The sequence below is a fragment of the Bradyrhizobium sp. SZCCHNR1093 genome (assembly GCF_032381175.1).
Classification (GTDB): domain Bacteria; phylum Pseudomonadota; class Alphaproteobacteria; order Rhizobiales; family Xanthobacteraceae; genus Bradyrhizobium.
Genome location: NZ_JAUHJJ010000014.1, coordinates 51434 through 75719 on the forward strand (window position 1 = coordinate 51434; position 24286 = coordinate 75719).

Sequence of the window (24286 nt, forward strand, 5' to 3'; positions counted from 1 at the left end):
TGAGACCGGGCGGTCATGCCGGCCGGTGGTTATGGATCCCGGCGTTCGCCGGGATGACACTGAGGGGTGGGAGCAGGCTGGCCTCCATCGGCGTGTAGCGATGTGTCAGCCATGTCTCCGAACGGTCGTCTCACACGTTCGAAATCGAGCAGTGACCAGCTCATGATCGATGACGACGCGATGGAACGTCAGCGCGGCAAAACAGCAAAAAGCCGGGCGGGGCCCGGCCTTGATGATCTGACGATGCAGCCGCCCTCAGTAGGGGATCGGGATCCGGGTCGGATAGCCGCCGAGATCGGATGGTGCCATCAGCGGCTGGCGGTCGATCGGCCGGTTCAGATTCTCGCGCGCGAACGACGGGTAGCCGACAGCCGGCGGGAACGCATAGTCCGAGAACTTGCGGTCGCCCGGAAGCACCTCGGTGCCGCCGTCGAGGAACGAGCGGCGGGTGATGTAGATGCGGGTGCGCGGGCCGGACTGGTAGGAATAGTTCGGATTGCCGTTGTTGGTGACGGCAACGGCACGGCGCTTGGTGGTGGCGGCATCCGCCGAGGTGGCGGCAAGAGACGTGACGGCAAGGCCCGTCGCGGCGATCACCGCCAAGGCCATGACCCGGGTCGCAGCAGGAAATTCGATCATCACGTCCTCTTCCTCGCGCCAAAAGGGGCGGGCGCTCGCCATGCGCATGATTTGGCCCGCACAATATCTGGGTCGGCTGTGGCATCACAAGGTCATTCCCGCGGCGAGGGGCAAGATAAATCCCTGCTGTGGCGGGAAAGTTGCATCAATATCCGTCACTTGCCCGTGGGTTTGACGGGTCGAATAGGATGCGGTCACGCCCAGCAACATCCGGACGCAGGCAGACATTCACAAGGCGCCGCGCAGCCTCGGATTGGCGGTCGAAGTCACCCAATCGCCGCTGCCGCTGGCGATGGCGGGTTCGTCGCAGCCGCCGCGCCGCTGATCGGTCCCCATGAAAAGCTGGCTCAGGGCCCGGTTCTGGTCGGGCGCCAGCAGGGTCAGCCGGTTGAGCATGCAGCCGACCATGGCGCGGCGCGCCGGCATCGTCACGCCCTGGCACGACCAGCCGGAGATCCGCAAGCTCGGCTCGGCGATGGTCTTGAGAAAGCCGAGGCAGGCTCCGGCGCCCTCGGGAGCCCCAGCCCGGCGAACCAGACTGACGGGGCCGAACCGGCTGTCGATCACGCCGGCGGTCTCGAGCTCGGAGGCGGAGTTGCGCCCCATCCGGACCGCGAGATCGGCCCGGGGATCACGCCTTGCATCGCGCTCCGGTCCGAACCGGTAGACCTCGAGCTCGGCAGCGGGGCGATCGGCGGGTTCGCCCCAGCGCAACACGTCCTTGCGGCCGCCTTCGGGATGGATGAGCACGGTGTAGGTGGCGGTCCTGTCGGGCTGGTCGGCGAGACGGAGCGAGAACGCCGGCACTGCGGCGTCGGCGAAGGTCCAGCCGGCGCGGCCGGGCGACGTGTCATCGCCGCCGTCGAGATGGTTCCAGCCGGCCACGCCGAGCATGGCGATCAGCGCCAGAGCCCCCACATAGGCGAACAGGCGCGCAAATGTGCCGCAGACCTCGTCCGCGAAGCTCTGGAGCCCCTGCAGGACGGACGCGGATCGGGGCGCTGCGGCTGTTCTGGCCGAATCGGACTGCATCGAATGCGAGACATCGTGGTAACGTTGTGTCAGGGACGTTTCTCGCATAGAAGCGCTGCCGCTTCCGTTTCCGCCTGGTTGCGCGATCGGCCATATTTCTTCGGAGAGTGAATGATGGGTTACAAAGTCGCAGTGGTCGGCGCGACCGGCAATGTCGGACGGGAAATGCTCAATATTCTCGATGAGCGCCAGTTTCCGGCGGACGAGGTCGTGGCGCTGGCGTCACGCCGCAGCGTCGGCGTCGAGGTATCTTATGGCGACCGCACCCTGAAGGTCAAAGCGCTCGAGCACTACGATTTTGCCGATGTCGACATCTGCCTGATGTCGGCCGGTGGTTCGGTGTCGAAGGAGTGGTCGCCCAAGATCGGCGCCGCCGGCGCGGTCGTGATCGACAACTCGTCGGCCTGGCGCATGGATCCCGACGTGCCGCTGATCGTGCCGGAGGTGAATGCCGACGCCGCCGCCGGCTTCAACAAGAAGAACATCATCGCCAACCCGAACTGCTCGACGGCGCAGCTCGTCGTCGCGCTGAAGCCGCTGCACGACAAGGCGAAGATCACGCGCGTCGTGGTGTCGACCTATCAGTCGGTGTCCGGCGCCGGCAAGGATGCGATGGACGAATTGTTCTCGCAGACCAAGGCCGTCTACACCAATGACGAGCTGGTCAATAAGAAGTTCCCCAAGCGTATCGCCTTCAACGTCATTCCGCAGATCGACGTCTTCATGGAAGACGGCTTCACCAAGGAAGAGTGGAAGATGATGATGGAGACCAAGAAGATCTTGGATCCGAAGATCAAGCTGACCGCGACCTGCGTGCGCGTGCCGGTGTTCGTCGGCCACTCCGAAGCCGTCAATGTCGAGTTCGAGAATCCGATCACGGCGGATGAGGCCCGCAACATCCTGCGCAACGCGCCGGGCTGCCTCGTCATCGACAAGCACGAGCCGGGCGGCTACGTGACGCCCTACGAGGCGGCCGGCGAGGACGCGACCTATATCAGCCGCATCCGCGAGGACGGCACGGTCGAGAACGGTCTCGCCTTCTGGTGCGTGTCCGACAATCTGCGCAAGGGCGCGGCGCTGAACGCGATCCAGATCGCCGAGGTGCTGATCAACCGCAAGCTGATCACCGCGAAGAAGAAGGCGGCGTAACGGACTCGGTCAACACGCAACGTCTTCGGGGCGGGGGCGCGGGACACGATGAGCGAGAAGACCACGCCGGAAGCCGCCAAGCACGTCCCGGGTCCGGTCGAGCGCGGCCTCGAAGGCTTCCTGTTCAAGAGCCGCTGGCTGATGGCGCCGTTCTATGTCGGCCTCGTCATCAGCCTCGCGGTGCTCTTGTTCAAGTTCGTGTTGCTGCTGTGGGAGAGCGTCATTCATCTGCCCACCGCCAAGGAAAGCGACATCATCCTCGGCGTGCTCAGCCTGATCGACGTCTGCCTGACCGGCAATCTCGTGCTGATCGTGGTGTTCTCGGGCTACGAGAACTTCGTCTCGCGCATCGATCCCGGCGGCCATCCGGACTGGCCGGAATGGATGACCAAGGTCGACTTCGCCGGGCTGAAGCAGAAGCTGCTCGCCTCGATCGTCGCGATCTCGGCGATCCAGCTGTTGAAGGCGTTCATGAATCTCGACGCCGGCTACGACTCGACCAAGCTCGCCTGGCTGGTCGGCGTGCACATGACCTTCGTGGTGTCGACGGTGATGCTCGCGCTGTCGGACCGCTGGTCGGGTGATCATTGAACACGGACGAATAGCGAGGAGCGAATGGCGAATAGGGCCGGTGAACTCCTCGCTACTTCCCATTCGCTATTCGCCAGCGCGCGCGCTCTTGAATTCCTTGGCCGCCTTGTCGAGCACGAACAGCGAGCCCTCGGCGACGCCGAAATAGGCCCCATGGAGCTGCAGGTCGCCGGCCTCGACCCGGCTGCGGACGAAGGGGAACGTCATCAGGTTCTCGAGGCTACGGAACACCGCGGCCTTCTCGATCCGGGTGACGAAGTCCTGGAAACTCTCATGCGTGCGCTGCTCGACGACCTCGCCGGGCTTGATGAACATCGACATCCAGCGGCCGATGAAGTCGCCCGGGGACAGCGGCGCCGCCTTGTCGACGAAGGCGCGGATGCCGCCGCACTGGGCGTGGCCCAGGATGACGATGTGCTTCACCTTCAGCACGGTGACGGCATATTCCAGCGCCGCCGACACGCCGTGCGCGTTGGCGTCCGGCTGATAGATCGGCACCAGATTGGCGATGTTGCGGAGCACGAACAATTCGCCGGGGCCGACGTCGAAGATCACCTCGGGCGAGACGCGCGAGTCGCAGCAGCCGATCACCATGACTTCGGGCGACTGGCCGCGCTCCGAGAGCTCGAGGTAACGGCTCTGTTCGGTCGGCAGGCGTTGGGTGGCGAAGGCGCGATAGCCTTCGAGCAGGCGTTGCGGAAACGAGATCATGGACCTTGCCTAAACACATGCGCCTTCCGGGAACAAGCCTTTCGGCCTGGCTCTCGAAATGGTATCGCGGACCGCGTCGATAAACCAAGGGAAACGCCGAAATGATCCGCCCGCGCCGCAGTCTCCTGTTCATGCCCGGCTCCAATGCGCGTGCGCTGGAGAAGGGGCGGAACCTGCCGGCCGACGGGCTGATCCTCGATCTCGAGGATTCGGTGGCGCCGGATGCCAAGGCCGCCGCCCGCGACCAGATCGCCAAGGCGGTGGCGGCCGATGGCTACGGCAAGCGGGAACTGCTGATCCGTATCAACAGCCTGGATACGGCGTGGTGGAGCGACGACGTCGCCATGGCGGGACAAGCGGCGACCGACGGCATCCTCGTTCCCAAGGTGTCGACCGTCGAGGACCTTCGTCTGGTCACGGATCGTCTGGCCGAGGTCGGGGCAGATCCGGCGCTGAAGGTCTGGGCCATGATCGAGACGGCGCGCGCCGTGCTCGATGCCGATCTGCTCGCGGCCACGGTGCACGAGCCGGGCTCGCGGCTCGCCGGCTTCGTGTTCGGGCCCAATGACATCTCGCGCGAGACCCGCATCCGCATGCTGCCGGGCCGCTCCACGATGCTGCCGATGATCAGCCACTGCATCCTGGCGACGCGGGCTCATGGGCTCGAGATTCTGGACGGGCCTTACAGCGACTTCGCCAACACCGACGGCTTCGCGCAGGAATGCATCCAGGCCCGCGATCTCGGCTTCGACGGCAAGACGCTGATCCATCCCGGCCAGATCGATGCCTGCAACGCGATCTTCACGCCGCCGGCCGACGAGGTCGCCGCGGCACGCAAGATCATTGCCGCGTTCGAGCTGCCGGAGAATGCTTCGCGCGGCGCGATCCAGATCGACGGCCGCATGGTCGAGCGGCTGCATGCCGAGATGGCGCGGCGCACGATCGCGATCGCCGATGCGATCGCGGCTGTGGCGAAGTGAGGCGTCAGATGCGGCGGAGACTGAGGATGTAGTTGACCAAGTCGCCGCGCTGCTCGGCGGTCAGGATGACGTTGGGCATCGTCGGGTGGCTGCTCTGCAGGAACACCTTGAGCGACAGCTCGGTGGTCGAGGGCATGTTGGCGACGGCCACAAAGTCGGGGGCGGTCGTGGTCTGGCTTCGTGCGCCGCTGGCGTCGATGGCGTGGCAGGTGCTGCACCAGGCCTCCGCCAGCTTGCGGCCGGCCTGCACGCTGTCGGCCGCGGGCGTCACGCCGCCGGCATTGTGCAGCCGGATCAGCAGCATCGCGCCGAGCGCGAGCAGGATCGCGACGCCGACATGGAGCCAGGTGTTGCGGTACAGTTTGGGCAGGCTCATCGCGTTGCTTCGCTCAGTGGGAGGGAGACGGCGATCAGTGCTTGACCGCGGCGGTGCCCAGGCGGTCGATGGTCGGGGCGTTGAGGCAGTACTCCTCATAGTGCTCGGCGCTCGTGCCGGCGGCAAGATCGCGATGGCAGCGCGGCTTGTCCTTGCACATGGCGCAGACGCGCTCCATGTCGCGCAGCACCAGCGGCTCGGCGCGCCCCAGCGAGGCTTCGTCGATGCCGAGCGCCTTCAGCATCCGGGGCAGCTCGTCGGCGGCGTGCTCGCCGTGACGGACCAGCTCGTCGAGATCCGCCGGTGTGACCTGCAGGTCCATCGCGATGCGCTCGAAATCGTCGCGGTCCAGCTGCCGGATCTCGCTCAGCTCACGCCGGTGCCGGAGCCATTGTGCGAACGTATCGATCAGGAACTGAACCCGCGGATAGGGCTTGGCGTCTACGGTCATGACACGTCTCCGATGATTGTTCGCAATCAATCACCGGGTGGACGCGCGGACGTTGCGGTAGATCAAGCAGCGAATCGGTCCTGCGCAGGCCGCAAAGCTGCGCGGCGAAGGTCAGCGCGGGGCAAATCGCTCGGCCGCCCACGCATAGAGGCTGCCAGGGATCGGCGCCTCGCCGCCGCGGCCCTTCGGCGAGATGTGCAGGCCGATGATCGCGGGATCGCCGATCAGGCCGGAGAAGTCAGAGGGATCGAAGAACGCCTTCGGCTCGGCATGGACAGCGTAGAAGCTGCGCTTCGGCAGCGCGTGGCGCAGCGAGCCGTGGCGGCGGGCCAGCGCCGTCAGCGCGGCAGGGCCGAAGATGGCGACGCGGATGTCCGAGAGGCGGTCGGAGCCGCCGCGCAGGCGGCGCATCGCATAGGTGAGGCGATGACGCAGCGACAGCCAGTTCGGCGTCAGCTCGTCCTGCGCCATCAGCGCAGCGAACTCGGCGACGATCGGATCGTCCGGCGGCAGGTAGAGCACGGAGTTGCCGAGCTGCCGCGGACGCTCCCAGGCGAAGTAGGGCAGAGCCGGATCGATCTCGACCGGCCTGAGCAGCAGCACGTCGGCATCGAGCCAGAGGCCGGCGCGCTGTGCCATCAGCCGCATCCGGAAGAAGTCGCTGAACTGCAAGGTGGTCCAATCGCGCCAGCTGCCGTCGGGCTGCGGCGGCCTGAGACGTTCGGAGAATGCGTAAGGAAGGACCGCCTCGGCCTCGGCATTGCCGACGCCGTCGGGCAGGCCGGGCAGCGGATCGAAGCTGTAGACGGTGACCTTGTGGCCGGCGGCGAGCTGCGAGCGCAGGCAGGTCTGGCGCAGCCGGTCGAGCGGCCCGCGCCAGAAGGTGACGACCTCGGGCAATACACGCGTCAACGGCGGACCTGCTGGGCTGCTCTCGAAACAAGGCCCCGGACGAGGTCCGGGGCCCGCGAACTCTCTGCCTTCAAGCGGGGCTCAGGCCCAGGCGCGCTCGGCCAGCTTGGCCTCGTAGCTGTCGATCGAGGCCTTCTTCTCCAGCGTCAGCCCGATGTCGTCGAGCCCATTGAGCAGGCAGTGCTTGCGGAACGGATCGATGTCGAACTTGACGGTGCCGCCGTCGGGGCCGCGGATCTCCTGGTTGGCGAGATCGACCGTCAAGGTCGCGTTGGCACCGCGCTCGGCGTCGTCGAACAGCTTGTCGAGATCGGCCTGCGACACGCGGATCGGCAGAATGCCGTTCTTGAAGCAGTTATTGTAGAAGATGTCGCCGAACGAGGTCGAGATCACGCAGCGGATGCCGAAATCGAGCAGCGCCCAGGGCGCGTGCTCACGGCTCGAGCCGCAGCCGAAATTGTCGCCGGCGACGAGGATCTTGGCGTTGCGATAGGCCGGCTGGTTGAGGACGAAATCCGGGTTCTCGCTGCCGTCGTCCTTGTAGCGCTGCTCCGAGAACAGGCCCTTGCCGAGGCCGGTGCGCTTGATGGTCTTCAGGTACTGCTTGGGAATGATCATGTCGGTGTCGACATTGATGATCTTCAGCGGCGCGGCGACGCCTTCCAGCGTGGTGAACTTGTCCATCGGGGCACCTTCGAGAATACGGGCAGGCCGCTGTTTAGCCCGATTGGCGGGGCGGATAAAGTCAAAATCCCGGTGCTATCGGCCGGGTCGTCAGTCGACGGACGCCTCGATCGCCTCCATGTCGTCGTCGGACATTCCGAAATGGTGGCCGATTTCGTGGATCAGGACGTGGCGGACGATGTGCCCAAGACTCTCGTCGTGCTCGGCCCAGTAATCCAGGATCGGACGGCGGTAGAGCCAGATCATGTTGGGCAGCCGGGGCAGGTCGTCGTTGCTGCGAAACGGCAGTCCCGTGCCCTGGAACAGGCCGAGCAGGTCGAACTCGCTTTCGGCCTGCATCTCGTCGAGCACCTCCTCGGTCGGAAAGTCGTCGACCCGGATGATGACGCCCTCGCAAAGCCTGCGAAAATGCTCGGGCAGACGCTCGAACATCTCGTGCGCCATGACTTCCATGTCGGCGAGCGATGGGGCTTTCAGATCCGTCCACATTGCCGCCTTCTAGCCCGGCTTTGATCATCTTGCATCTTGGTTCTATGACATGTGGGGCGGCGCCGGTTGACGCAGGGGATGAAAACGGCGACCGTCTTGGCGCGCGAATTGGGGGTTGGGGACAGATGAGACAGATGTCGATGGTGCTGGCCGGGACGGCGCTGGCCGCGGCGGTCGTGATCTCGATCTCGGCGGGAGCGCAAGCGGAGCAGGCCGCGGGCGTACGCGGCGCCGTCCAGAGCGAGATGAGCACGGATCTCTCCGCACAGCGCCGGCAACGACGAATCCAGATCTATCCGCGCTACGAGGGTCATTGGCAGCCGGACGTGGTGCCGCGCTTCAATCCGGGTCCGAACGCAGTTCGTGTATGCGATGCCACTTATGTTCCGGAGCATCGGCCGAGCGGCACCGTGATCGTCCCGCATATGAGTTGCGTCTGGCGGCGCGGCTGACCGCTGGTCCCGCGCACTGCGCTGCTTGGCGGCGCGGCGAGGCGCGGATCGAGCGCGGCGACGTCACCGTCCGGACACAGTGCCGATATGTCGCGCACTGCGGTGGAACCATGTGCGACATATCGGCATTCTGCTCTTGCGCAGGTCTTCATGTCCCATTCACGTCGCTCGTTCGAGACTGGTCTGCGTCGCGCTGCTGCGGCCGCCCTTCAGGCAACTGACAAGGCGGAATGTACGGTGCCGGACGTGATGTCAGGCGATCGAGGGAGAAGTTCATGACTGTGATGAAGCTGTTGGGCATCGCGGCGGTTGGCGCCGTTCTCGCGATGGCTGCCCCCGCCGAACGCGCGCAGGCGCTGTCGCTGATCAATCCGGGCGCCGCGACCGCGGTGCAGCAGGGCACGGTGCAGGAGACCACGCAGGTGCATTGGCACGGCCGCCACCATTGGCATCCCCGGCGCCACTACTATCCTCGGCATTACTATCATCCGCGGCATCACTGGCGGCCGCATCACTACGGATATCGCCATCACGGCCGCTGGTAAGCCGCGCTTTCCGGCCGATCGAGACAATGACCGAAATCAAACAGGCCCGCTTTGCGGGCCTGTACGTTGATGGGGGCTGGCAACGAGGTTCGCCATGAAACCATCAGTCAACAGAACCTGGCTCGGGATCGGCATCGTCACGGTGGCGATGCTGCTCGCGAGTTCCGCTGCCACCTCTCCTGTCGCCGCAGGCCCCGCCGTCACGCAGGCGCGTCAGACCGCAACGGATCCTGGCCCGCGCCGGGAGGGTCGCAGAGTGAAGCCCGTGGTGTCGACGGCGGAGGTGCCCCACTATCTTGACCGTCCCACGGACTACGCGCCGGCCTATCCGCCGGGCCCCTTGGTTCTGTTCACGCCGTTCTACGATTGAGGCCATGTCAGCGGGGCGCGTCGCGTTCGCGGAGCAAATGCCTGCGCGTGGTTAGTTGCGAAGTCCCCGCACGTGCATCTCCTCTGCCGCGACGCCACGCCGCAGATGCGCGTGCACCGTGCATCACTGACGAGCATCATTCATGCCGCATTCACGTCGCTATCTCTACGTTCATGTTGGGGCGCGCCAATCCACCGATCGGACGACCAGCATCGGCGCTGCATGGGTCCATCGTTGCACGGCATTCAGGGAGAAGGGACCATGATGAGGATGAAGGACCAGCGCGCTGGTCTGGCTCGTCGCCTCAGTCTTGCGGCGGCGACATTGTTTCTCTTGGCCGGCGCGTCCGGCCGGCCGGCGCTTGCGATGTCGCCGGTGAGTCCCGGCGCCGGGCCTGCGACGCAGGCGCCCTCCGACGTGTTGGCCGTTCAGGTCCGAGGACCCGGCGGCCATGGCGGGGGTGGCGGCGGCGGACATCCCGGCGGTGGTGGATTTCACGGCGGACCGGCCTTCCACGGCGGCGGCGGTGGCCCGGCGTTCCATGGCGGCGGCGGCCACGCCTTCGGAGGCGGTGGTCCGCGTCCCGTCTTCCACGGCGGCGGCCCGGCCTTTCACGGCGGATTCGGCCCGCGGCCGGTGTTCCATGGCGGCGGCTATCATTATCGTCCGCACTATGCCTACCGGCCGTACTTCCATCACCACCGCCGGCACTTCTACGGCTATCGCAGCTACTACACGCCGGTCTATACGTCGGGCTACTACTATCCTTATCGCCGTTGTCGCGTCGTCTGGACCTATTACGGGCCGCGCCGCATCTGCCACTATCGGCATTGGCGGGGTCATCACTGGCGTCCTTATCACCGGTGGCATCATCGCCACCACCGGCACCATTGGCGCTACTACTGACGGTGTCTGAAGTTCGAACGAGACAGGGAAGGACGCTCAACGGCGTCCTTCTCTCATTTCAAGGGGATGAGTGGGGCGCGGCGGTCAGAGCCAGTCCTTGAACTGCCAGTTCCTCACGCTCAGCTTCCAAGGCACCAGCGTCTCCAGGCGCCATTTGGCAAAGCGGCCGGGCGGCCAGTTCGACAGCCGCCGCTCCTCCTTCGGAGCCTCGGGCTGGGCAATGATCTTGGCGGGCGGTGTCTTCCGGCGCTGGCGCGTCGCATCACGGATGAGGTCGACGTATTCCGGCTTGTCGGCCATGTCAGGCTCCTCGGCACGTTCCTCTGCAGACGCAGCGCGTCCGGCGGTAGAATTGTGCGCGCTGAGACTTAAGAAGCCATTGCCGAACTGTGTCGATGTTGAGGTGAAATGAAAAACGCGACGGCTTGGTGAAGCCATCGCGCTCGTTTGTAGACCGGCCGCCGTGCCGGATGTGAAGCAGCGAGATGACGTCAGCGCCAGTCGCGCACGTCGACGAAGTGTCCTGCGATCGCGGCCGCCGCAGCCATCGCCGGCGACACCAGGTGGGTGCGGCCCTTGAAGCCCTGGCGTCCCTCGAAATTTCGGTTCGAGGTCGAGGCGCAGCGCTCTTCGGGCGCCAGCTTGTCCGGGTTCATGGCGAGGCACATCGAGCAGCCTGGCTCGCGCCATTCGAAGCCGGCCTTGATGAAGATCTTGTCGAGGCCCTCGGCTTCCGCCTGCTCCTTGACGATGCCCGAGCCCGGCACGACCATCGCATTGACGTGGCCGCTGACGGTCTTGCCTTCGGCGATCTTGGCTGCGGCGCGCAGATCCTCGATGCGACCGTTGGTGCACGAGCCGATGAAGATGCGGTCGAGCTTGATGTCGGTGATCTTCGTGCCCGCGGTCAGGCCCATGTACTTCAGCGCGCGATGCTTGGAGATGCGCTTGGCCTCGTCGGCGATCTTGTCCGGATCGGGCACAACGCCGGTTACCGAGATCACGTCCTCGGGCGAGGTGCCCCAGGTCACGATCGGCGGCAGCTTGGCGGCGTCGAGCCGGAGCTCATGGTCGAAATGCGCGCCGTCGTCGGAGCGCAGCGTCTCCCAGTAGCGCATCGCCGCATCCCAGGCCGCGCCCTTCGGCGCCTTGGGACGGCCGCGCAGGAAGTCGAACGCCTTCTGGTCGGGCGCGACCAAGCCGGCTCGTGCGCCGCCCTCGATCGACATGTTGCAGACGGTCATGCGGCCTTCCATCGATAGCGCGCGGATCGCCTCGCCGGCATATTCCAGCACGTAGCCGGTACCACCCGCGGTGCCGATCTCGCCGATGATGGCGAGGATGATGTCCTTGCCCGTCACGCCGTCCGGCAGCACGCTGTCAACCGTGACGCGCATGTTCTTGGCCTTCTTCTGGATCAGGGTCTGCGTCGCCAGCACATGCTCGACCTCGGAGGTGCCGATGCCGTGCGCCAGCGCGCCGAACGCGCCATGGGTCGAGGTGTGGCTATCCCCGCAGACGATCGTGGTGCCGGGCAGCGTGAAACCCTGCTCGGGGCCGATGACGTGAACGATGCCCTGGCGGCGGTCGAACTCGTTGTAATATTCGATGCCGAATTCCTTGGCGTTCTCGGCGAGCGCCTTGATCTGCTCGATGCTCTCCGGATCAGGGTTCGGCTTGGTGCGGTCGGTGGTCGGCACGTTGTGGTCGACGACGGCGAGCGTCTTCTCCGGTGCATGCACCTTGCGGCCGGTGGCGCGCAGGCCTTCGAACGCTTGCGGCGAGGTGACCTCGTGCACCAGGTGACGGTCGATGTAGAGCAGGCAGGTGCCGTCCGCGGCTTCGTGCACCAGATGGTCGTTCCAGATCTTGTCGTACAGCGTGGTCGGTTTCGACATGAGCGAATGCTCCCGGGAATTTAAGGTTTGAAACAGGACGCGTGAGGGGCACGCGTGAACAATCAGGAATGGCGCTGCGGCTTACAGCGCGCGCCTAAGCTCTGATGTTGCCGAGGTGGCGAAGCGTCCGAAGAACCGCCCGGGCAGCCGGCGGCGATCGTCGATGACGACGCGGCGACAGGCCATGCTGGTGCGATCTAGAACCATTTCAGAGGGATATATAGCACGCACGCCGGGGAGTGCGAGATGCGTTTGTCGCGGTGAGGACGCGCGATCTCTCCGCCGCCATTCCGGGCGCGTCGAAGACGCGAACCCGGAATCCCGAGGTGATCAGGCCATCTTGAGATTCCGGGCTCAGCCCCTTCGGGGCTGCCCCGGAATGACAGCAGCGTAAAAGAAAAAGCGCGGGACCAGCCCGCGCTCTCCGTCAACCCACTGAAAGCAACGATTACTCGTTGACGGCGGTCTGCTGCCGGTCCTGCTTCTCGACGATGCGGGCCGACTTGCCGCGCAGCTGACGCAGGTAATACAGCTTGGCGCGACGCACCTTGCCGCGGCGCACGACCTTGATCGAATCGATCATCGGGGAGAGGATCGGGAACACGCGCTCCACGCCCTCGCCATAGGAGATCTTGCGCACGGTGAAGCTCTCGTTGATGCCGCCGCCGGACCGGCCGATGCAGACGCCCTCATAGGCCTGCACGCGCGTGCGCTCGCCTTCGACCACCTTCACGTTGACGATCACGGTGTCGCCTGGGCCGAACTCCGGAATGGTCTTGTTGGCGGACAGCTTGTCGAACTGCTCTTTTTCGAGCTGCTGAATCAGGTTCACGGGTAAATCTCCATCGGCGGCGCGCCCAGCCGGGTCACGCGGGGGCTGCGCTTGTTCCTGCCGTCACTTGCGGAATTGGGCGCTCCTATAAGCCAAAGCGCGAGGCTTGTCACCCGTCTGTCGTGCTTTTTGGCTCTTTTTGGCCGGTCCCTCTTTGTTCTCGGCCGTCGCGCGCCTGCCATTCGGCCCACAAATCCGGCCTTCGCGCTTCAGTCAGCGCCTCGGCCTGGGCGCGGCGCCAAGCGGCGACCTTGGCGTGGTCACCCGAGGTGAGCACATCCGGAATGGTCCGGCCTTCGAATAGTTGGGGCCGGGTGTATTGCGGGTATTCAAGTAGGCCATCGGAAAAACTCTCGTCGGTGCCCGATTCGAGCTTGCCCATCACGCCTGGGAGCAGCCGGACGCAGGCGTCGATCAGCACCAGGGCGGCGATCTCGCCGCCCGACAGCACGTAGTCGCCGATCGAGACCTCGGTCAGCGAGCGGGCATCGATGACACGCTGGTCGATGCCTTCGAAGCGACCGCAGACGATCAGCGGGCCTGGGCCAGCGGCGAGGTCGCGGACGAAGGCCTGTGTCAGGGGCCGACCGCGCGGACTCATCAGCAGTCGCGGCCGCTCCGGCGCGATGGCAGCGGCGTCGATCGCGGCGGCCAGCACGTCGGCCCGCAGCACCATGCCGGGCCCGCCGCCGGCGGGGGTGTCATCGACGCTGCGGTGCTTGTCGGTGGTCGACGCCCGGATGTCGCGCGCCTCCAGCGCCCAGATGCCGGACGCCAGCGCCCGGCCGGCTAGGCTGACGCCAAGCGGCCCCGGGAACATCTCGGGGAACAGGGTGAGCACGGTGGCGTGCCAGGGCGTGGGAGGGGCGGAAGGCGAAGCGGTCATGATGCTCTGTTACGGCACCGGCGCGGTGAGATCGAGCCCCCGCAGCGGCGCTGGCCAACTGATGCAACTCTCCATTACCGGTGTCGTCCCGGACAAGCCGTGACGCGCACCCGCGCGTCGCGGCGCCGATCCGGGACCCATACCGCGTGATGTTGGAAATGGGCACGCGGCCAATCCCGCGTGAACCAACCAGCTGCGGTGGTTATGGGTCCCCGCTTTCGCGGGGACGACGAGCGGAGTTTGAGGCGGCAGCGTCGTCTTGATCCGAGGCCAACTCATCCGAGGCCGATTCATCATCGCCCTCGATCTCCGCCGGCAGCTCGATGATCACGCGCCCACCCGCGAGATCGACCATCGGCACCACCGCATTGGTGAACGGCAGCATCAATGTGCTGCCCGAGGGCGGGGCGATCTCGATGATGTCGCCGGCGCCGAAATTATGGATGGCGAGGACGCGGCCGAGCGGTGCGCCGGCCGTGGTCTCGGCGGCGAGGCCGATCAGGTCGGCGTGGTAGTATTCGTCGTCGTCGGTCTCGGGCAGGCGGTCGCGCGGCACATACAGCTCGAGCCCGTTGAGGCGCTCGGCCGCGTTGCGGTCGGTGACGCCCTTGATAGTTGCGACCAGATGGTCCTTGGCCTCCCGCGCTTTCGCGACTTCGAACGAGCGGCTGCCGTCCTTGGTCGTGAGCGGGCCGTAATGCAGCACGGCCAGCGGATCCTCGGTGAAAGTCCATAAGCGAACCTCGCCGCGCACGCCATGCGCGGCGCCGATTCTGGCGACACAGATGAGCTTGGACATCAGCGTGCCTCGTCCTTCGAGACGCGCTCAAACGCGCGCTCCTCAGGAGGAGGAGCCAGTTCCTCATGCTGAGGAGCACGGCGCAAGCCGTGCGTCTCGAAGCATGAGGCCGCGCTCGTCAACGACCTTAGCCCTTGGCGGCGGCTTCGGCCTGCGCCTTGCGCTCCTTGCGCGGCACGGCCTTGATCGGGTTCTGGCGGGCTTCGCGCTTCTTGACGCCGGCGGCGTCGAGGAAGCGGGCGACGCGGTCGGACGGCTGCGCGCCCTTGGCGAGCCAGCCCTTCACCTTCTCCATGTCGAGCTTGAGGCGCGCCTCGTTGTCCTTCGGCATCAGCGGATTGAAGTAGCCGAGACGCTCGATGAAGCGGCCGTCACGCGGGAAGCGCGAGTCGGCGACGACGACGTGATAGACCGGGCGCTTCTTGGTGCCGGCACGGGCGAGACGGATAACGACGGACATGAAAGTTCTCCTTTGAGGTCGATATATCGGTTTGAAAGTTGGAAGAGGTCGTCATTGGGAGCGAAGCGAAGCAATCCAGAGCGGCGTGCGCGACTCTGGATTGCTTCGCCGTTTCGCGCCTCGCAATGACGGGAGTGAGATCATTTCTTCTTCCCCGGAGGGAGGCCAAGACCAGGAAGCGTCGGCTTGCTGCTGAGACCGGTGAGGCCGGGGAGATTCGGCAGTCCGCCGCGCAGGCCGGCGGGCAGATCCTTCGGCAGGTTCGGCAGCCCGCCGCCGGGCATGCCACCCGGCATCTTTTCCGCAAGCGCCTTGAGCTGATCCGGTGACGGCATGCCGCCACCGCCGCCAAAACCCATCGCCTGGGCGATGCCAGCCAGCGGGCCGCGCTTGCCGGAACCCATGGCCTTCATCACGTCGGCCATGTTCCGGTGCATCTTGAGCAGCTTGTTGACGTGCTCGACGCTCTGGCCGGAGCCGGCGGCGATGCGCTTCTTGCGGCTCGCCTTGAGCAGGTCGGGATGCTTGCGCTCCTCGCGCGTCATCGAATCGATGATCGCGACCTGGCGCTTGAGGATCTTGTCGTCGATGCCAGCGGCGGCGATCTGGTTCTTCATCTTCGAGATGCCGGGCATCATGCCCATCAGCCCGCCGATGCCGCCCATCTGCGCCATCTGCTGCAGCTGCTCGCGCATGTCGTTGAGGTCGAACTGGCCCTTGCGCATCCGCTCGGCGGCGCGCGCGGCCTTCTCGGCGTCGATGTTCGCCGCGGCCTTCTCGACCAGCGAGACGATGTCACCCATGCCGAGGATGCGGCCGGCGATGCGCGAGGGATAGAAATCCTCTAGCGCGTCGGTCTTTTCGCCGGTGCCAAGCAGCTTGATCGGCTTGCCGGTGACCGCGCGCATCGACAGTGCCGCGCCGCCGCGGCCGTCGCCATCGATGCGGGTTAGCGCGATGCCGGTGAGGCCGACGCGCTGGTCGAAGGCGCGGGCGAGATTGACGGCGTCCTGGCCGGTCAGCGAATCCGCGACCAGCAGCACCTCGTGCGGGTTGGCGACCGCCTTGATCTCGGCGGCCTCCTTCATCATGTCCTCGTCCAGCGTGGTGCGGCCGGCGGTGTCGAGCAGCACCACGTCGTAGCCGCCGAGCTTGGCGGCCTCGATGGCGCGGCGCGCGATCTGCGGCGGCATCTGGCCGGCGACGATCGGCAGCGTCGGGATGTCGAGGTCGCGGCCGAGCACCGCGAGCTGCTCCATCGCCGCCGGACGATAGACGTCGAGCGAGGCCATCAGCACCTTGCGCTTGTCGCGCTGGACCATGCGGCGCGCGAGCTTGGCGGTGGTGGTCGTCTTACCCGAGCCCTGCAGGCCGACCATCATGATCGGCACCGGCGGCACGGCGTTGAGGTCGATGGTCTGGCCGTCGTCGCCAAGCGTCTTGACCAGCTCGTCATGGACGATTTTGACGACCATCTGGCCGGGGGTGACCGACTTGACGACGGTGGCGCCGATCGCCTGCTCGCGCACGCGCTCGGTGAAGCTGCGGACAACTTCCAGCGCGACGTCGGCCTCGAGCAGCGCCCGGCGGACCTCGCGCATCGCGGCGTCGACATCGGCCTCCGACAGGGAACCACGCCCCGTCAGCCGATCGAGAATGCCGCCAAGCCTTTCCGACAGATTGTCGAACACTTGCTTCGTCCTTTGTCCTGCGCGATGCAGGCAGTTGAATGTCTCCGCCGTCATCACCCGCGAAGGCGGGTGATCCAGTGCTCCGAGGCAGCGCGGCTCGATTCGAGGCGCTGCGGCGTACTGGATGCCCCGCCTGCGCGGGGCATGACGATCATCTATGTTGCGGCAGTTCTGCCGAAACCCGATCGTCCAAACACGTTTACGCCCGAGGGCGCACAGCGCTGTCGGGCGTTGACCTCCGGCCTCGAGGACCGGGCGGTGGCTCGAAAAGTGATACTTTCCGAAATTCGGGCGGGTTAAACCCTCGCGGGCGGGAAAAGTCAAGGAAACTTGCTTCTCGCCGTCCCGTTGCCGGACCCTGTGGGGGCGCTTACCTCTTGCGCCAGTTCAGCTTTCCCTTGCGAGGACGACCTTGCTGCGCCGTTCCAGGACCTATTCCGGCCCCGTCACCGACCATTTCGACGGCAAGCGCTTCTACGATCCCGACGGCGTTCCGCCCAAATCCCTGTCCCAGGTGCTGCGCTGGCAGTTCGACCGCAACCGCAAGCGTTCCCGCTGGCCGTCCTGGGCGGCGAGCCCGCACGCCGACACGCCGCCGCACCGGATCGACGGCGAGACAGTGCGGCTGTCCTTCATCGGCCACGCCAGCTGGCTGGTCCAGACCGGCGGGCTCAACATCCTGATCGATCCTGTCTGGTCGGAGCGGGTGTCGCCATTCGCGTTCGCCGGTCCCCGGCGGCACAATGATCCCGGCATCGCCTTTGAGGGGCTGCCGCATATCGACGTCGTGCTGGTGTCGCATGGGCACTACGATCATCTCGACATCCGGACCTTGTCGAAGCTGACCGCGCGCTTTTCACCGCGCGTCGTCACGCCGCTCGGCAACGACCTGACGATGACACAGGCGGACTCCAAAATTCGCGCCGAGGCCTATGACTGGCACGATCGCGTGACCCTGAACAAAGAGGTCGCCGTGACCCTGGTGCCGACGCGGCACTGGACGGCGCGCGGGCTCTTCGACCGCAACAAGGCGTTATGGGCGAGCTTCGTGCTGGAGACGCCGCGCGGCAGGCTCTACATCGTCTGCGATTCCGGCTATGGCACCGGCGCGCATTTCCGCCGCGTGGCGGAGCAGCACGCGCCGATCAGGCTCGCCATCCTGCCGATCGGCGCCTACGAGCCGCGCTGGTTCATGCGCGACCAGCACATGAACCCAGAGGACGCCGTCCAGGCGCTGCAGGATTGCGGCGCGGAGGCCGCGCTGGCGCATCACCACGGCACGTTCCAGCTGACGGACGAGGCGATCGATGCGCCGGTCCACGCCTTGCACGCCGCGCTCGACCAGGCCGGCATCCCGCGCGAGCGGTTCGGCGTGCTGAAGCCGGGGCAGGTGGTGGAGATCTGACTCGCTGTCGCAACCACAAAAGGTGTCGTCCCGGCGAACGCCGGGACCTATCACCACCGGATCAAGTTTTGCGAAGATCAGCCGCTCCATCTCGCACGACAACATCCGCCGCGGATTATGGGTCCCGGCGTTGGCCGGGACGACACCGAGTTTGTCGTCGCGCTGTGGGTTCACGACCGCGCGTGAATGGGCCGCGCCGAAGGGAGTGCGCCTTACTGCCCCGGCTTGATCGCCCAGGTCACGTTAACCGTGATCGCCAGCGTCTCCTCGCCCTGTGCCACCGGCGTCGGCGTCGCGGCCATCGGTGCGGCGAAGGTCTTGGCACGGAACACCGGCGCCGGAGCGCCGTCCTCGGAGATGCTGAGCGGCTGGCCCAGCGTCACGCCGGCGGCCTTGGCGTAGATCTCGGCCTTGCGGCGCGCGTCTGCGACGGCCTTCTCGCGCGCCTGGTCGAGCAGCTTGGACGGCTCGGCGACGCTGAAATAGATGTTGCCGACATCGTTGGCGCCGGCGGCGACCAGCGTGTCGATCACGCTGGCGACCTTGGCGACGTCGCGCACCTTGATGGTGACGCGATTGCTGGCGCGATAGCCGGTCACGGCCGGCTGGGCCGGCCGGTTCTGCGCATATTGCGGCTGCAGCGACAGCCGCGAGGTCTGATAGTCCTTGTCGGCGATCCCCGCCTGCTTGAGCGCCTGCAGCACCTTGGCCATAGCGGCGTTATTGGCCTCGGCCGCCTCGCGCGCGGTCTTGGCGTCGGACGCCACGCCGGCGTCGATCTGCGCCAGATCCGGCGGCGCCGACACGCTGGCTTCGCCGCTGACGGTGATCGCCGGCGTGTCCTGCCGGGCGATGTCATCCGCGAGGGCGGGCATTGCGAAGCTGGTCGCGAGCGCGACCGCGAGGATGGGTCTGATGATCATGGTGCTCACTTCAGCGGCACGTAGACGTTGATGACGAGCTTGTCTTCGGCCGTCTTCAAGGGGTCGGTCAGGTACTCCTCGATGAAGGTGTCCTTGGCCTCCAGCCGGCGCTCGTCGAGGTGGTTGGTGATCGCCTCGTAGGTGTTGTCCATGTTGTCGTAGGAGCCGCGATGGACGAACTTCAGCGCCTTGCCCTCGGGCGACTGGCCGATGCTCATGCCCTTGCCGAGCGTCTTCGGCTCCTGCTCGATCGGCATCTCGGCCAGGAAGGTGAAGCCGGTGTCGTCGGTCGAGGTGTAGACGATCATGCCGTTGCCGGCGGGCTTGATGCCCTGCTTGTCCAGAGTGGCCGACAGCGTTTTGAAGGAGTCGATCAGCGTTTCGAACGCATTGTCCCAATTGGCGGTGCCCTTGACGAGGACAACCTTCTTCGCCTCGAGCTTGATCTCGTCGCCGAAGGCGTCGGCCGCCTGGGCTGGCGCCGCGGCCGGCGGCGACGTGGCCGGGGACTGGGCTGCGGTCGGAGATGACGACGGCGAGGGGCTTGCGCTGGCGGCCGGCATCGGGCTGGTCGCGGGCGCCGGACTGGCCGACGCGGCGGGCGCAGGAGAGGCCGGCACCGCCGGGGCCGGTAGCGCGCTCGGGGCCGGTGCGGGCGTGGCTGAGGCCGCCGGAGCCGGCGAGGCCGACGGCGCCTGGGCCCGGGCGAACGTGCCGCCGAGCAGAAGCGCGACCGAGCTCACGGCCAGAACGAGGCGGAAAGTGCTGAGATTCATTCGACTATTCTCCAGTGGCCGTGCTGCTTTGCCCGGTTCGTGCCGGCGAATGAACCGGTCCTAACATGCTCGGCGGCGCGGCGTCCCATGACAGATGCGTCATGTCGCTCTGCAGGCTGGTCAATGCCGCGCCATTCGCCATATAAGGCGGACACAATTTGGATATTTTCATGAGCGCGCTGGCCAACCACAGCTTCGTCAAGATGAACGGGATCGGCAACGAGATCGTCGTGGTCGATCTGCGCGACGTGAAGCATGTCGTCACGCCGGACGAGGCGCGCGCGGTGGCGGCCCGCGTCCCCTACGACCAGCTGATGGTGCTGCAGCCGCCGCGGCTCGACGGCACCGAGGCCTTCATCCGCATCTACAACAATGATGGGTCGGAGTCCGGCGCCTGCGGCAACGGCATGCGCTGCGTGGTACGGCAGGTGTTCGGCAAGACCGGCCAGACCAGCGCGACGTTCGAGACCCGCGCCGGATTGTTGAACTGCTGGCAGGGGCCGGCGCCCGACCTCTACACCGTCGACATGGGCGTGCCGAAGTTCGGCTGGCAGGAGATTCCACTCGCCGAGGAGTTCCGCGACACCCGCTACATCGAGCTGCAGATCGGGCCGATCAATGCCCCGATCCTGCATTCGCCCTCGGTCGTCAACATGGGCAACCCGCACGCGGTGTTCTGGGTCGACGACGTCAATGCCTATGATCTGGAGCGCTTCGGGCCGCTGCTGGAGAACCATCCGATTTTCCCGGAGCGTGCGAACATCACGCTCGCCCACATCGTCGATCGCGACCACATCACGATGCGCACCTGGGAGCGCGGCGCGGGGCTGACCAAGGCCTGCGGCTCGGCGGCCTGCGCGACCGCGGTCGCGGCTGCCAGGCTGAAGCGCGCCAACCGGATCGTGCAGATGACGCTGCCCGGCGGCGAGCTCACGATCGAGTGGCGCGAGCGCGATGATCACGTGCTGATGACGGGCACCGCCGCATTCGAGTTCGAGGGGCGGTTCGAGCCGTCGATGTTCGCCAGCGTCGCATGAGCGTCGACGTCGTCACCTTCGGCTGCCGCCTGAACGCGTTCGAATCCGAGCTGATCGCGAAACATGCCGAGGCGGCCGGCGCCGATGACACCATCGTCATCAATAGCTGCGCCGTCACCAACGAGGCCGTGGCGCAGGCGCGGCAATCCATCCGCAAGCTGAAGCGCGAGCGCCCGGCGGCGCGCATCGTCGTGACCGGCTGCGCCGCGCAGACGCAGGCCACCATGTTCTCTTCCATGCCCGAGGTCGACCGCGTCATCGGGAATGACGACAAGCTGCAGCCCGACGCGTGGCGTGCGACGACACAGGCGCTGGCCGTGCCACGCTTCGGCATCGATGCATCCGAGAAGGTCGCCGTCTCCGACATCATGGCGGTGACGGAGATGGCGCCGCATCTGGTCGATGGCTTCCAGCGGGGCCTGCCGCGTGTCTTCGTCCAGGTGCAGAACGGCTGCGACCATCGCTGCACGTTCTGCATCATCCCGTTCGGCCGCGGCAATTCGCGTTCGGTGCCGATGGGCGCCGTGGTCGATCAGGTGCGTGCGCTGAGCGAGGGCGGCCATGCCGAGATCGTGCTGACCGGAATCGACCTCACGAGCTATGGCGCGGATCTGCCGGGCGCACCCAAGCTCGGCCGGCTGGTGAAGCAGATCCTGCGCCACGTGCCCGAGCTGAAGCGCCTGCGCATCTCCTCGATCGATTCGATCGAGGCGGATGCCGACCTGCTCGATGCCCTCGCTGATGATGCGAGGCTGATGCCGCATCTGCATCTGTCGCTGCAGGCGGGTGACGATCTGATCCTGAAGCGCATGAAGCGGCGGCATGCGCGCGCCGATGCCATCGCATTCTGTGCTCAGGTGCGCCGGCTGCGGCCGGACATCGCGCTTGGCGCCGATCTGATCGCGGGCTTCCCGACCGAGACCGAGGAGATGTTTACGCGCTCGCTCGATCTCGTCGAGGAATGCGGGCTGACCTTCCTGCACGTCTTTCCCTATTCGCCGCGGCCGGGCACGCCGGCCGCGCGCATGCCGCAGGTGGACGGCACCGTCATCCGCGAGCGGGCGCGGCGGCTGCGGACTGCGGGAGAAGCGGCGCTGCGGCGGCGGTTGGAGCAGGAGATCGGCTGCCTGCGCGAGGTGCTGATCGAGAGCGAGACGCAGGGCCGGACGGAGCATTATCTGCCGGTGGCCGTAGCGGGTCACACGATGGGCACCGTGCAGCGCCTCACGATGTCAGGTCATGATGGGGGCAGGCTGTTAGTCCCGCCCCCGCCGTCATCGCCCGGTTGAACCGGGCGATGACGGCGGTAGGTGTGGTGCGAGCCCAGGTCTCGCTTGCGCCTGATGCGGCGGCTCACTCCCCGTTCCACCCGCACATCCTGAGTCGCTCATGCATGTGCACCGGCGCCGGCGCCACCACGTGTACCGGCGGCTTGTTTTTCGACAGCGGGATCGAAATCTCGCGCGCGTGCAGATGCAGCCGCGGCTCGCCGAAGCGCGGGCCATTGCCGTAGATGTTGTCGCCGACGATCGGCCAGCCCGACGCAGCCGAATGCACGCGCAATTGATGGGTGCGGCCGGTCACTGGTTCCATGGCGAGCCAGGTGAGCCGCGGACCGCGAGTGGAGTGCACTGACTCTACACCTGGCAGCTGCGCTCCCTCCCCCCTTGTGGGGGAGGGCTGGGGAGGGGGGTGGCTCCAAGCGACACTGCCCGTGGGGACCCCCACCCCCGACCCCTCCCCGCCGGCAGGCGGAGGCGGGTCGTTGCCACGAGTGGGAGGGGAGTTCAGGGATTGCCTGGCAGGCGAATACGACCGCCCCAGCACCCGCCATTTCGTCACCGCCGGCTGCCCTTGCGGATCCGGCTTCTGCCACCAGCCGCGCTCGGCGTTGAGCTTGCCGAGCGGCAGATCGATCACGCCCTCGTCAGCGTCAGGCCCGCCCTCGACCACCGCCCAATAGGTCTTCGAAATCTTGCCGTGCTTGAACAAAAGCCCGAGCGAGGCCGTTGCCTTGCGATGACGGCCGAGCACCAGACAGCCCGAGGTTTCCTTGTCGAGCCGATGCGCCAGCACCGGCGGGCGCGGCAGGCCGAAGCGCAGTGCGTCGAACGAGGCTTCGAGATTCGGTCCGCCCTTTGGTCCCTTGTGCACGGGAATGCCGGCCGGCTTGTCGATCACCAGCATCAGCCCGTCGCGATGAAGCACGCGGGCGAGCATCTCCTCGTCGCTGGGTTGGTTAATGTCCATGGAAACCGTAACGCGGGTGTGAGCTTTCGTTTGCGAATGGAAAGGGCTAACACCACGCCATGAACGATACCACCTCCGAAACACCCAAGCTGTCGTGGTGGCGGCGGCTGTCCGCGGGCCTGAAGCGCACCTCCGGCGCGCTCGGCACGGCCGTGGCCGATCTCGTCACCAAGCGCAAGCTCGACCGCGCGATGCTGGACGACATCGAGGACGTGCTGCTGCGCGCCGATCTCGGTACCCAGGTCGCTGCGCGGATTGCGGAGGCCGTCGGGACCGGCCGCTACGACAAGGCGATCAGCGCCGACGAGGTGAAGGCGGTGGTCGCGACCGAGGTCGAGAAGGTGCTGTCGCCGGTGGCGAAGCCGCTCGAGATCGCGCCGGGCCACAAGCCGTTCGTCATTCTCGTCGTCGGCGTCAACGGCTCCGGCAAGACGACCACCATCGGCAAGCTGGCCGCGAAATTTGCGTCCGAGGGCAGGCAGGTGATGCTGGCGGCGGGCGACACGTTCCGCGCCGCCGCCATCGAGCAGCTCAAGGTCTGGGGCGAGCGCACCAAGGCGCCGGTCATCGCCGGCGCGCAGGGCTCGGACTCGGCCAGCCTTGCGTTCACCGCCATCACCGCGGCCAAGGAGCAGGGCCGCGACATTCTGTTGATCGACACCGCCGGTCGTTTGCAGAACAAGGCCGAGCTGATGAACGAGCTCGAAAAGGTGGTGCGTGTCATTCGCAAGGTCGACGCGTCGGCGCCGCATGCGGTGCTGCTCGTGCTCGACGCGACGGTGGGACAAAATGCGCTGTCGCAGGTCGAGGCGTTTCATCGTACGGCAGGCGTCACCGGTCTCGTGATGACCAAGCTGGATGGCACGGCGCGTGGCGGCATCCTGGTGGCGCTGTCGGAGAAGTTCAAGCTGCCGGTGCACTTCATCGGCGTCGGCGAGGGGGTCGACGATCTCTCCCCGTTCGCCGCCAAGGATTTCGCGCTGGCGATTGCGGGAATCGAGGATTGACGTCACGGTGCGGCGCGCCTGCGAGCCCTTCCGCC

General features: G+C 66.3%; 29 protein-coding genes. 11 read left to right on the forward strand and 18 right to left on the reverse strand.

What is annotated here, in order from left to right; translation table 11 throughout:
* Positions 1 to 255: 255 nt before the first annotated feature.
* Both QX070_RS29520 and QX070_RS29525 read right to left on the reverse strand, forming a co-directional pair.
* Positions 256 to 639, reverse strand: a complete 384-nt coding sequence (locus tag QX070_RS29520; protein ID WP_315740669.1) for a hypothetical protein — start codon at positions 637 to 639, stop codon at positions 256 to 258.
* A 228-nt stretch (positions 640 to 867) separates the two neighbouring features.
* Positions 868 to 1671: a hypothetical protein gene (locus tag QX070_RS29525; protein WP_315740670.1), complete on the reverse strand. Its 804-nt coding sequence runs from the start codon at positions 1669 to 1671 to the stop codon at positions 868 to 870.
* A 114-nt stretch (positions 1672 to 1785) separates the two neighbouring features.
* Here QX070_RS29525 and QX070_RS29530 point away from each other — a divergent pair, with 114 nt between their 5' ends.
* Together QX070_RS29530 and QX070_RS29535 are read left to right on the forward strand one after the other, a co-directional pair.
* Positions 1786 to 2820 carry an aspartate-semialdehyde dehydrogenase gene (locus QX070_RS29530; protein ID WP_315740740.1) on the forward strand — a complete coding sequence of 345 codons (1035 nt, stop codon included), beginning with the start codon at positions 1786 to 1788 and terminating at the stop codon, positions 2818 to 2820.
* A 48-nt stretch (positions 2821 to 2868) separates the two neighbouring features.
* Complete coding sequence (locus QX070_RS29535; RefSeq protein ID WP_315740671.1) at positions 2869 to 3411, forward strand: TIGR00645 family protein; 543 nt, start codon at positions 2869 to 2871, stop codon at positions 3409 to 3411.
* 66 nt (positions 3412 to 3477) lie between these two features.
* On the opposite strand, the gene QX070_RS29540 is transcribed toward QX070_RS29535, so the two are convergent.
* Positions 3478 to 4122: a carbonic anhydrase gene (locus QX070_RS29540; protein ID WP_315740672.1), complete on the reverse strand. Its 645-nt coding sequence runs from the start codon at positions 4120 to 4122 to the stop codon at positions 3478 to 3480.
* Positions 4123 to 4223: 101 nt separating this feature from the next.
* Between QX070_RS29540 and QX070_RS29545 the strand changes: the two genes are divergently transcribed.
* Positions 4224 to 5102, forward strand: coding sequence for a CoA ester lyase (locus QX070_RS29545; protein ID WP_315740673.1), 879 nt, complete (start codon positions 4224 to 4226; stop codon positions 5100 to 5102).
* Between the two features lie 4 nt (positions 5103 to 5106).
* Here the strand turns inward: QX070_RS29545 and QX070_RS29550 are convergent, their stop codons facing one another.
* From QX070_RS29550 to QX070_RS29570, 5 genes are all read right to left on the reverse strand, one after another.
* Complete coding sequence (locus QX070_RS29550; protein ID WP_315740674.1) at positions 5107 to 5478, reverse strand: cytochrome c; 372 nt, start codon at positions 5476 to 5478, stop codon at positions 5107 to 5109.
* A 34-nt stretch (positions 5479 to 5512) separates the two neighbouring features.
* Entirely contained in the window at positions 5513 to 5929 is a 417-nt protein-coding gene (locus tag QX070_RS29555; RefSeq protein WP_315740675.1) for a DUF6455 family protein, read from the reverse strand.
* A 111-nt stretch (positions 5930 to 6040) separates the two neighbouring features.
* Positions 6041 to 6841 (reverse strand): hypothetical protein, encoded by an 801-nt coding sequence (locus tag QX070_RS29560; protein ID WP_315740676.1) that lies wholly within the window; start codon positions 6839 to 6841, stop codon positions 6041 to 6043.
* Between the two features lie 81 nt (positions 6842 to 6922).
* Complete coding sequence (leuD, locus tag QX070_RS29565; protein ID WP_315715892.1) at positions 6923 to 7525, reverse strand: 3-isopropylmalate dehydratase small subunit; 603 nt, start codon at positions 7523 to 7525, stop codon at positions 6923 to 6925.
* Positions 7526 to 7615: 90 nt separating this feature from the next.
* Positions 7616 to 8014 carry a metallopeptidase family protein gene (locus tag QX070_RS29570; RefSeq protein WP_315740677.1) on the reverse strand — a complete coding sequence of 133 codons (399 nt, stop codon included), beginning with the start codon at positions 8012 to 8014 and terminating at the stop codon, positions 7616 to 7618.
* 143 nt (positions 8015 to 8157) lie between these two features.
* Between QX070_RS29570 and QX070_RS29575 the strand changes: the two genes are divergently transcribed.
* From QX070_RS29575 to QX070_RS29590, 4 genes are all read left to right on the forward strand, one after another.
* Complete coding sequence (locus QX070_RS29575; protein WP_409997714.1) at positions 8158 to 8466, forward strand: hypothetical protein; 309 nt, start codon at positions 8158 to 8160, stop codon at positions 8464 to 8466.
* A 275-nt stretch (positions 8467 to 8741) separates the two neighbouring features.
* Complete coding sequence (locus QX070_RS29580) at positions 8742 to 9011, forward strand: hypothetical protein (RefSeq protein WP_315740679.1); 270 nt, start codon at positions 8742 to 8744, stop codon at positions 9009 to 9011.
* Between the two features lie 94 nt (positions 9012 to 9105).
* Positions 9106 to 9381, forward strand: coding sequence for a hypothetical protein (locus tag QX070_RS29585; protein WP_315740680.1), 276 nt, complete (start codon positions 9106 to 9108; stop codon positions 9379 to 9381).
* Between the two features lie 261 nt (positions 9382 to 9642).
* Complete coding sequence (locus QX070_RS29590) at positions 9643 to 10287, forward strand: hypothetical protein (RefSeq protein WP_315740681.1); 645 nt, start codon at positions 9643 to 9645, stop codon at positions 10285 to 10287.
* 84 nt (positions 10288 to 10371) lie between these two features.
* Here QX070_RS29590 and QX070_RS29595 read toward each other — a convergent pair whose 3' ends face one another.
* From QX070_RS29595 to ffh, 7 genes are all read right to left on the reverse strand, one after another.
* Positions 10372 to 10587: a hypothetical protein gene (locus tag QX070_RS29595; protein WP_315715897.1), complete on the reverse strand. Its 216-nt coding sequence runs from the start codon at positions 10585 to 10587 to the stop codon at positions 10372 to 10374.
* Between the two features lie 191 nt (positions 10588 to 10778).
* Positions 10779 to 12185, reverse strand: coding sequence for a 3-isopropylmalate dehydratase large subunit (gene leuC, locus QX070_RS29600; protein ID WP_315740682.1), 1407 nt, complete (start codon positions 12183 to 12185; stop codon positions 10779 to 10781).
* Positions 12186 to 12633: 448 nt separating this feature from the next.
* Positions 12634 to 13017 (reverse strand): 50S ribosomal protein L19, encoded by a 384-nt coding sequence (rplS, locus tag QX070_RS29605; protein ID WP_015663536.1) that lies wholly within the window; start codon positions 13015 to 13017, stop codon positions 12634 to 12636.
* A 109-nt stretch (positions 13018 to 13126) separates the two neighbouring features.
* Entirely contained in the window at positions 13127 to 13903 is a 777-nt protein-coding gene (trmD, locus tag QX070_RS29610; RefSeq protein ID WP_315740683.1) for a tRNA (guanosine(37)-N1)-methyltransferase TrmD, read from the reverse strand.
* Positions 13904 to 14105: 202 nt separating this feature from the next.
* Positions 14106 to 14702 carry a ribosome maturation factor RimM gene (rimM, locus tag QX070_RS29615; protein WP_315740684.1) on the reverse strand — a complete coding sequence of 199 codons (597 nt, stop codon included), beginning with the start codon at positions 14700 to 14702 and terminating at the stop codon, positions 14106 to 14108.
* 127 nt (positions 14703 to 14829) lie between these two features.
* A complete protein-coding gene (gene rpsP / locus QX070_RS29620) occupies positions 14830 to 15162 on the reverse strand; it encodes a 30S ribosomal protein S16 (RefSeq protein ID WP_008964221.1) in 333 nt (110 codons plus the stop codon).
* 140 nt (positions 15163 to 15302) lie between these two features.
* Positions 15303 to 16853 carry a signal recognition particle protein gene (gene ffh, locus QX070_RS29625; RefSeq protein ID WP_315740685.1) on the reverse strand — a complete coding sequence of 517 codons (1551 nt, stop codon included), beginning with the start codon at positions 16851 to 16853 and terminating at the stop codon, positions 15303 to 15305.
* A gap of 412 nt (positions 16854 to 17265) precedes the next feature.
* Here ffh and QX070_RS29630 point away from each other — a divergent pair, with 412 nt between their 5' ends.
* Positions 17266 to 18258 (forward strand): MBL fold metallo-hydrolase, encoded by a 993-nt coding sequence (locus QX070_RS29630; RefSeq protein ID WP_315740686.1) that lies wholly within the window; start codon positions 17266 to 17268, stop codon positions 18256 to 18258.
* Between the two features lie 212 nt (positions 18259 to 18470).
* On the opposite strand, the gene QX070_RS29635 is transcribed toward QX070_RS29630, so the two are convergent.
* The gene (locus QX070_RS29635; RefSeq protein WP_315740687.1) at positions 18471 to 19181 is read right to left on the reverse strand and encodes an SIMPL domain-containing protein; all 711 of its coding nucleotides are present in this window, start codon (positions 19179 to 19181) and stop codon (positions 18471 to 18473) included.
* Positions 19182 to 19186: 5 nt separating this feature from the next.
* Positions 19187 to 19957 carry a GyrI-like domain-containing protein gene (locus tag QX070_RS29640; protein ID WP_315740688.1) on the reverse strand — a complete coding sequence of 257 codons (771 nt, stop codon included), beginning with the start codon at positions 19955 to 19957 and terminating at the stop codon, positions 19187 to 19189.
* A gap of 170 nt (positions 19958 to 20127) precedes the next feature.
* Between QX070_RS29640 and dapF the strand changes: the two genes are divergently transcribed.
* Together dapF and mtaB are read left to right on the forward strand one after the other, a co-directional pair.
* Entirely contained in the window at positions 20128 to 20994 is an 867-nt protein-coding gene (dapF, locus tag QX070_RS29645) for a diaminopimelate epimerase (protein ID WP_315740689.1), read from the forward strand.
* Entirely contained in the window at positions 20991 to 22283 is a 1293-nt protein-coding gene (mtaB, locus tag QX070_RS29650) for a tRNA (N(6)-L-threonylcarbamoyladenosine(37)-C(2))-methylthiotransferase MtaB (protein ID WP_315740690.1), read from the forward strand. The genes dapF and mtaB overlap by 4 nt, the downstream gene beginning before the upstream one ends.
* 64 nt (positions 22284 to 22347) lie before the next feature.
* Here mtaB and QX070_RS29655 read toward each other — a convergent pair whose 3' ends face one another.
* Entirely contained in the window at positions 22348 to 23244 is an 897-nt protein-coding gene (locus QX070_RS29655; RefSeq protein WP_315740691.1) for an RNA pseudouridine synthase, read from the reverse strand.
* A gap of 59 nt (positions 23245 to 23303) precedes the next feature.
* Here QX070_RS29655 and ftsY point away from each other — a divergent pair, with 59 nt between their 5' ends.
* Positions 23304 to 24251, forward strand: a complete 948-nt coding sequence (ftsY, locus tag QX070_RS29660) for a signal recognition particle-docking protein FtsY (protein ID WP_315740692.1) — start codon at positions 23304 to 23306, stop codon at positions 24249 to 24251.
* The last annotated feature ends 35 nt before the right edge of the window (positions 24252 to 24286 follow it).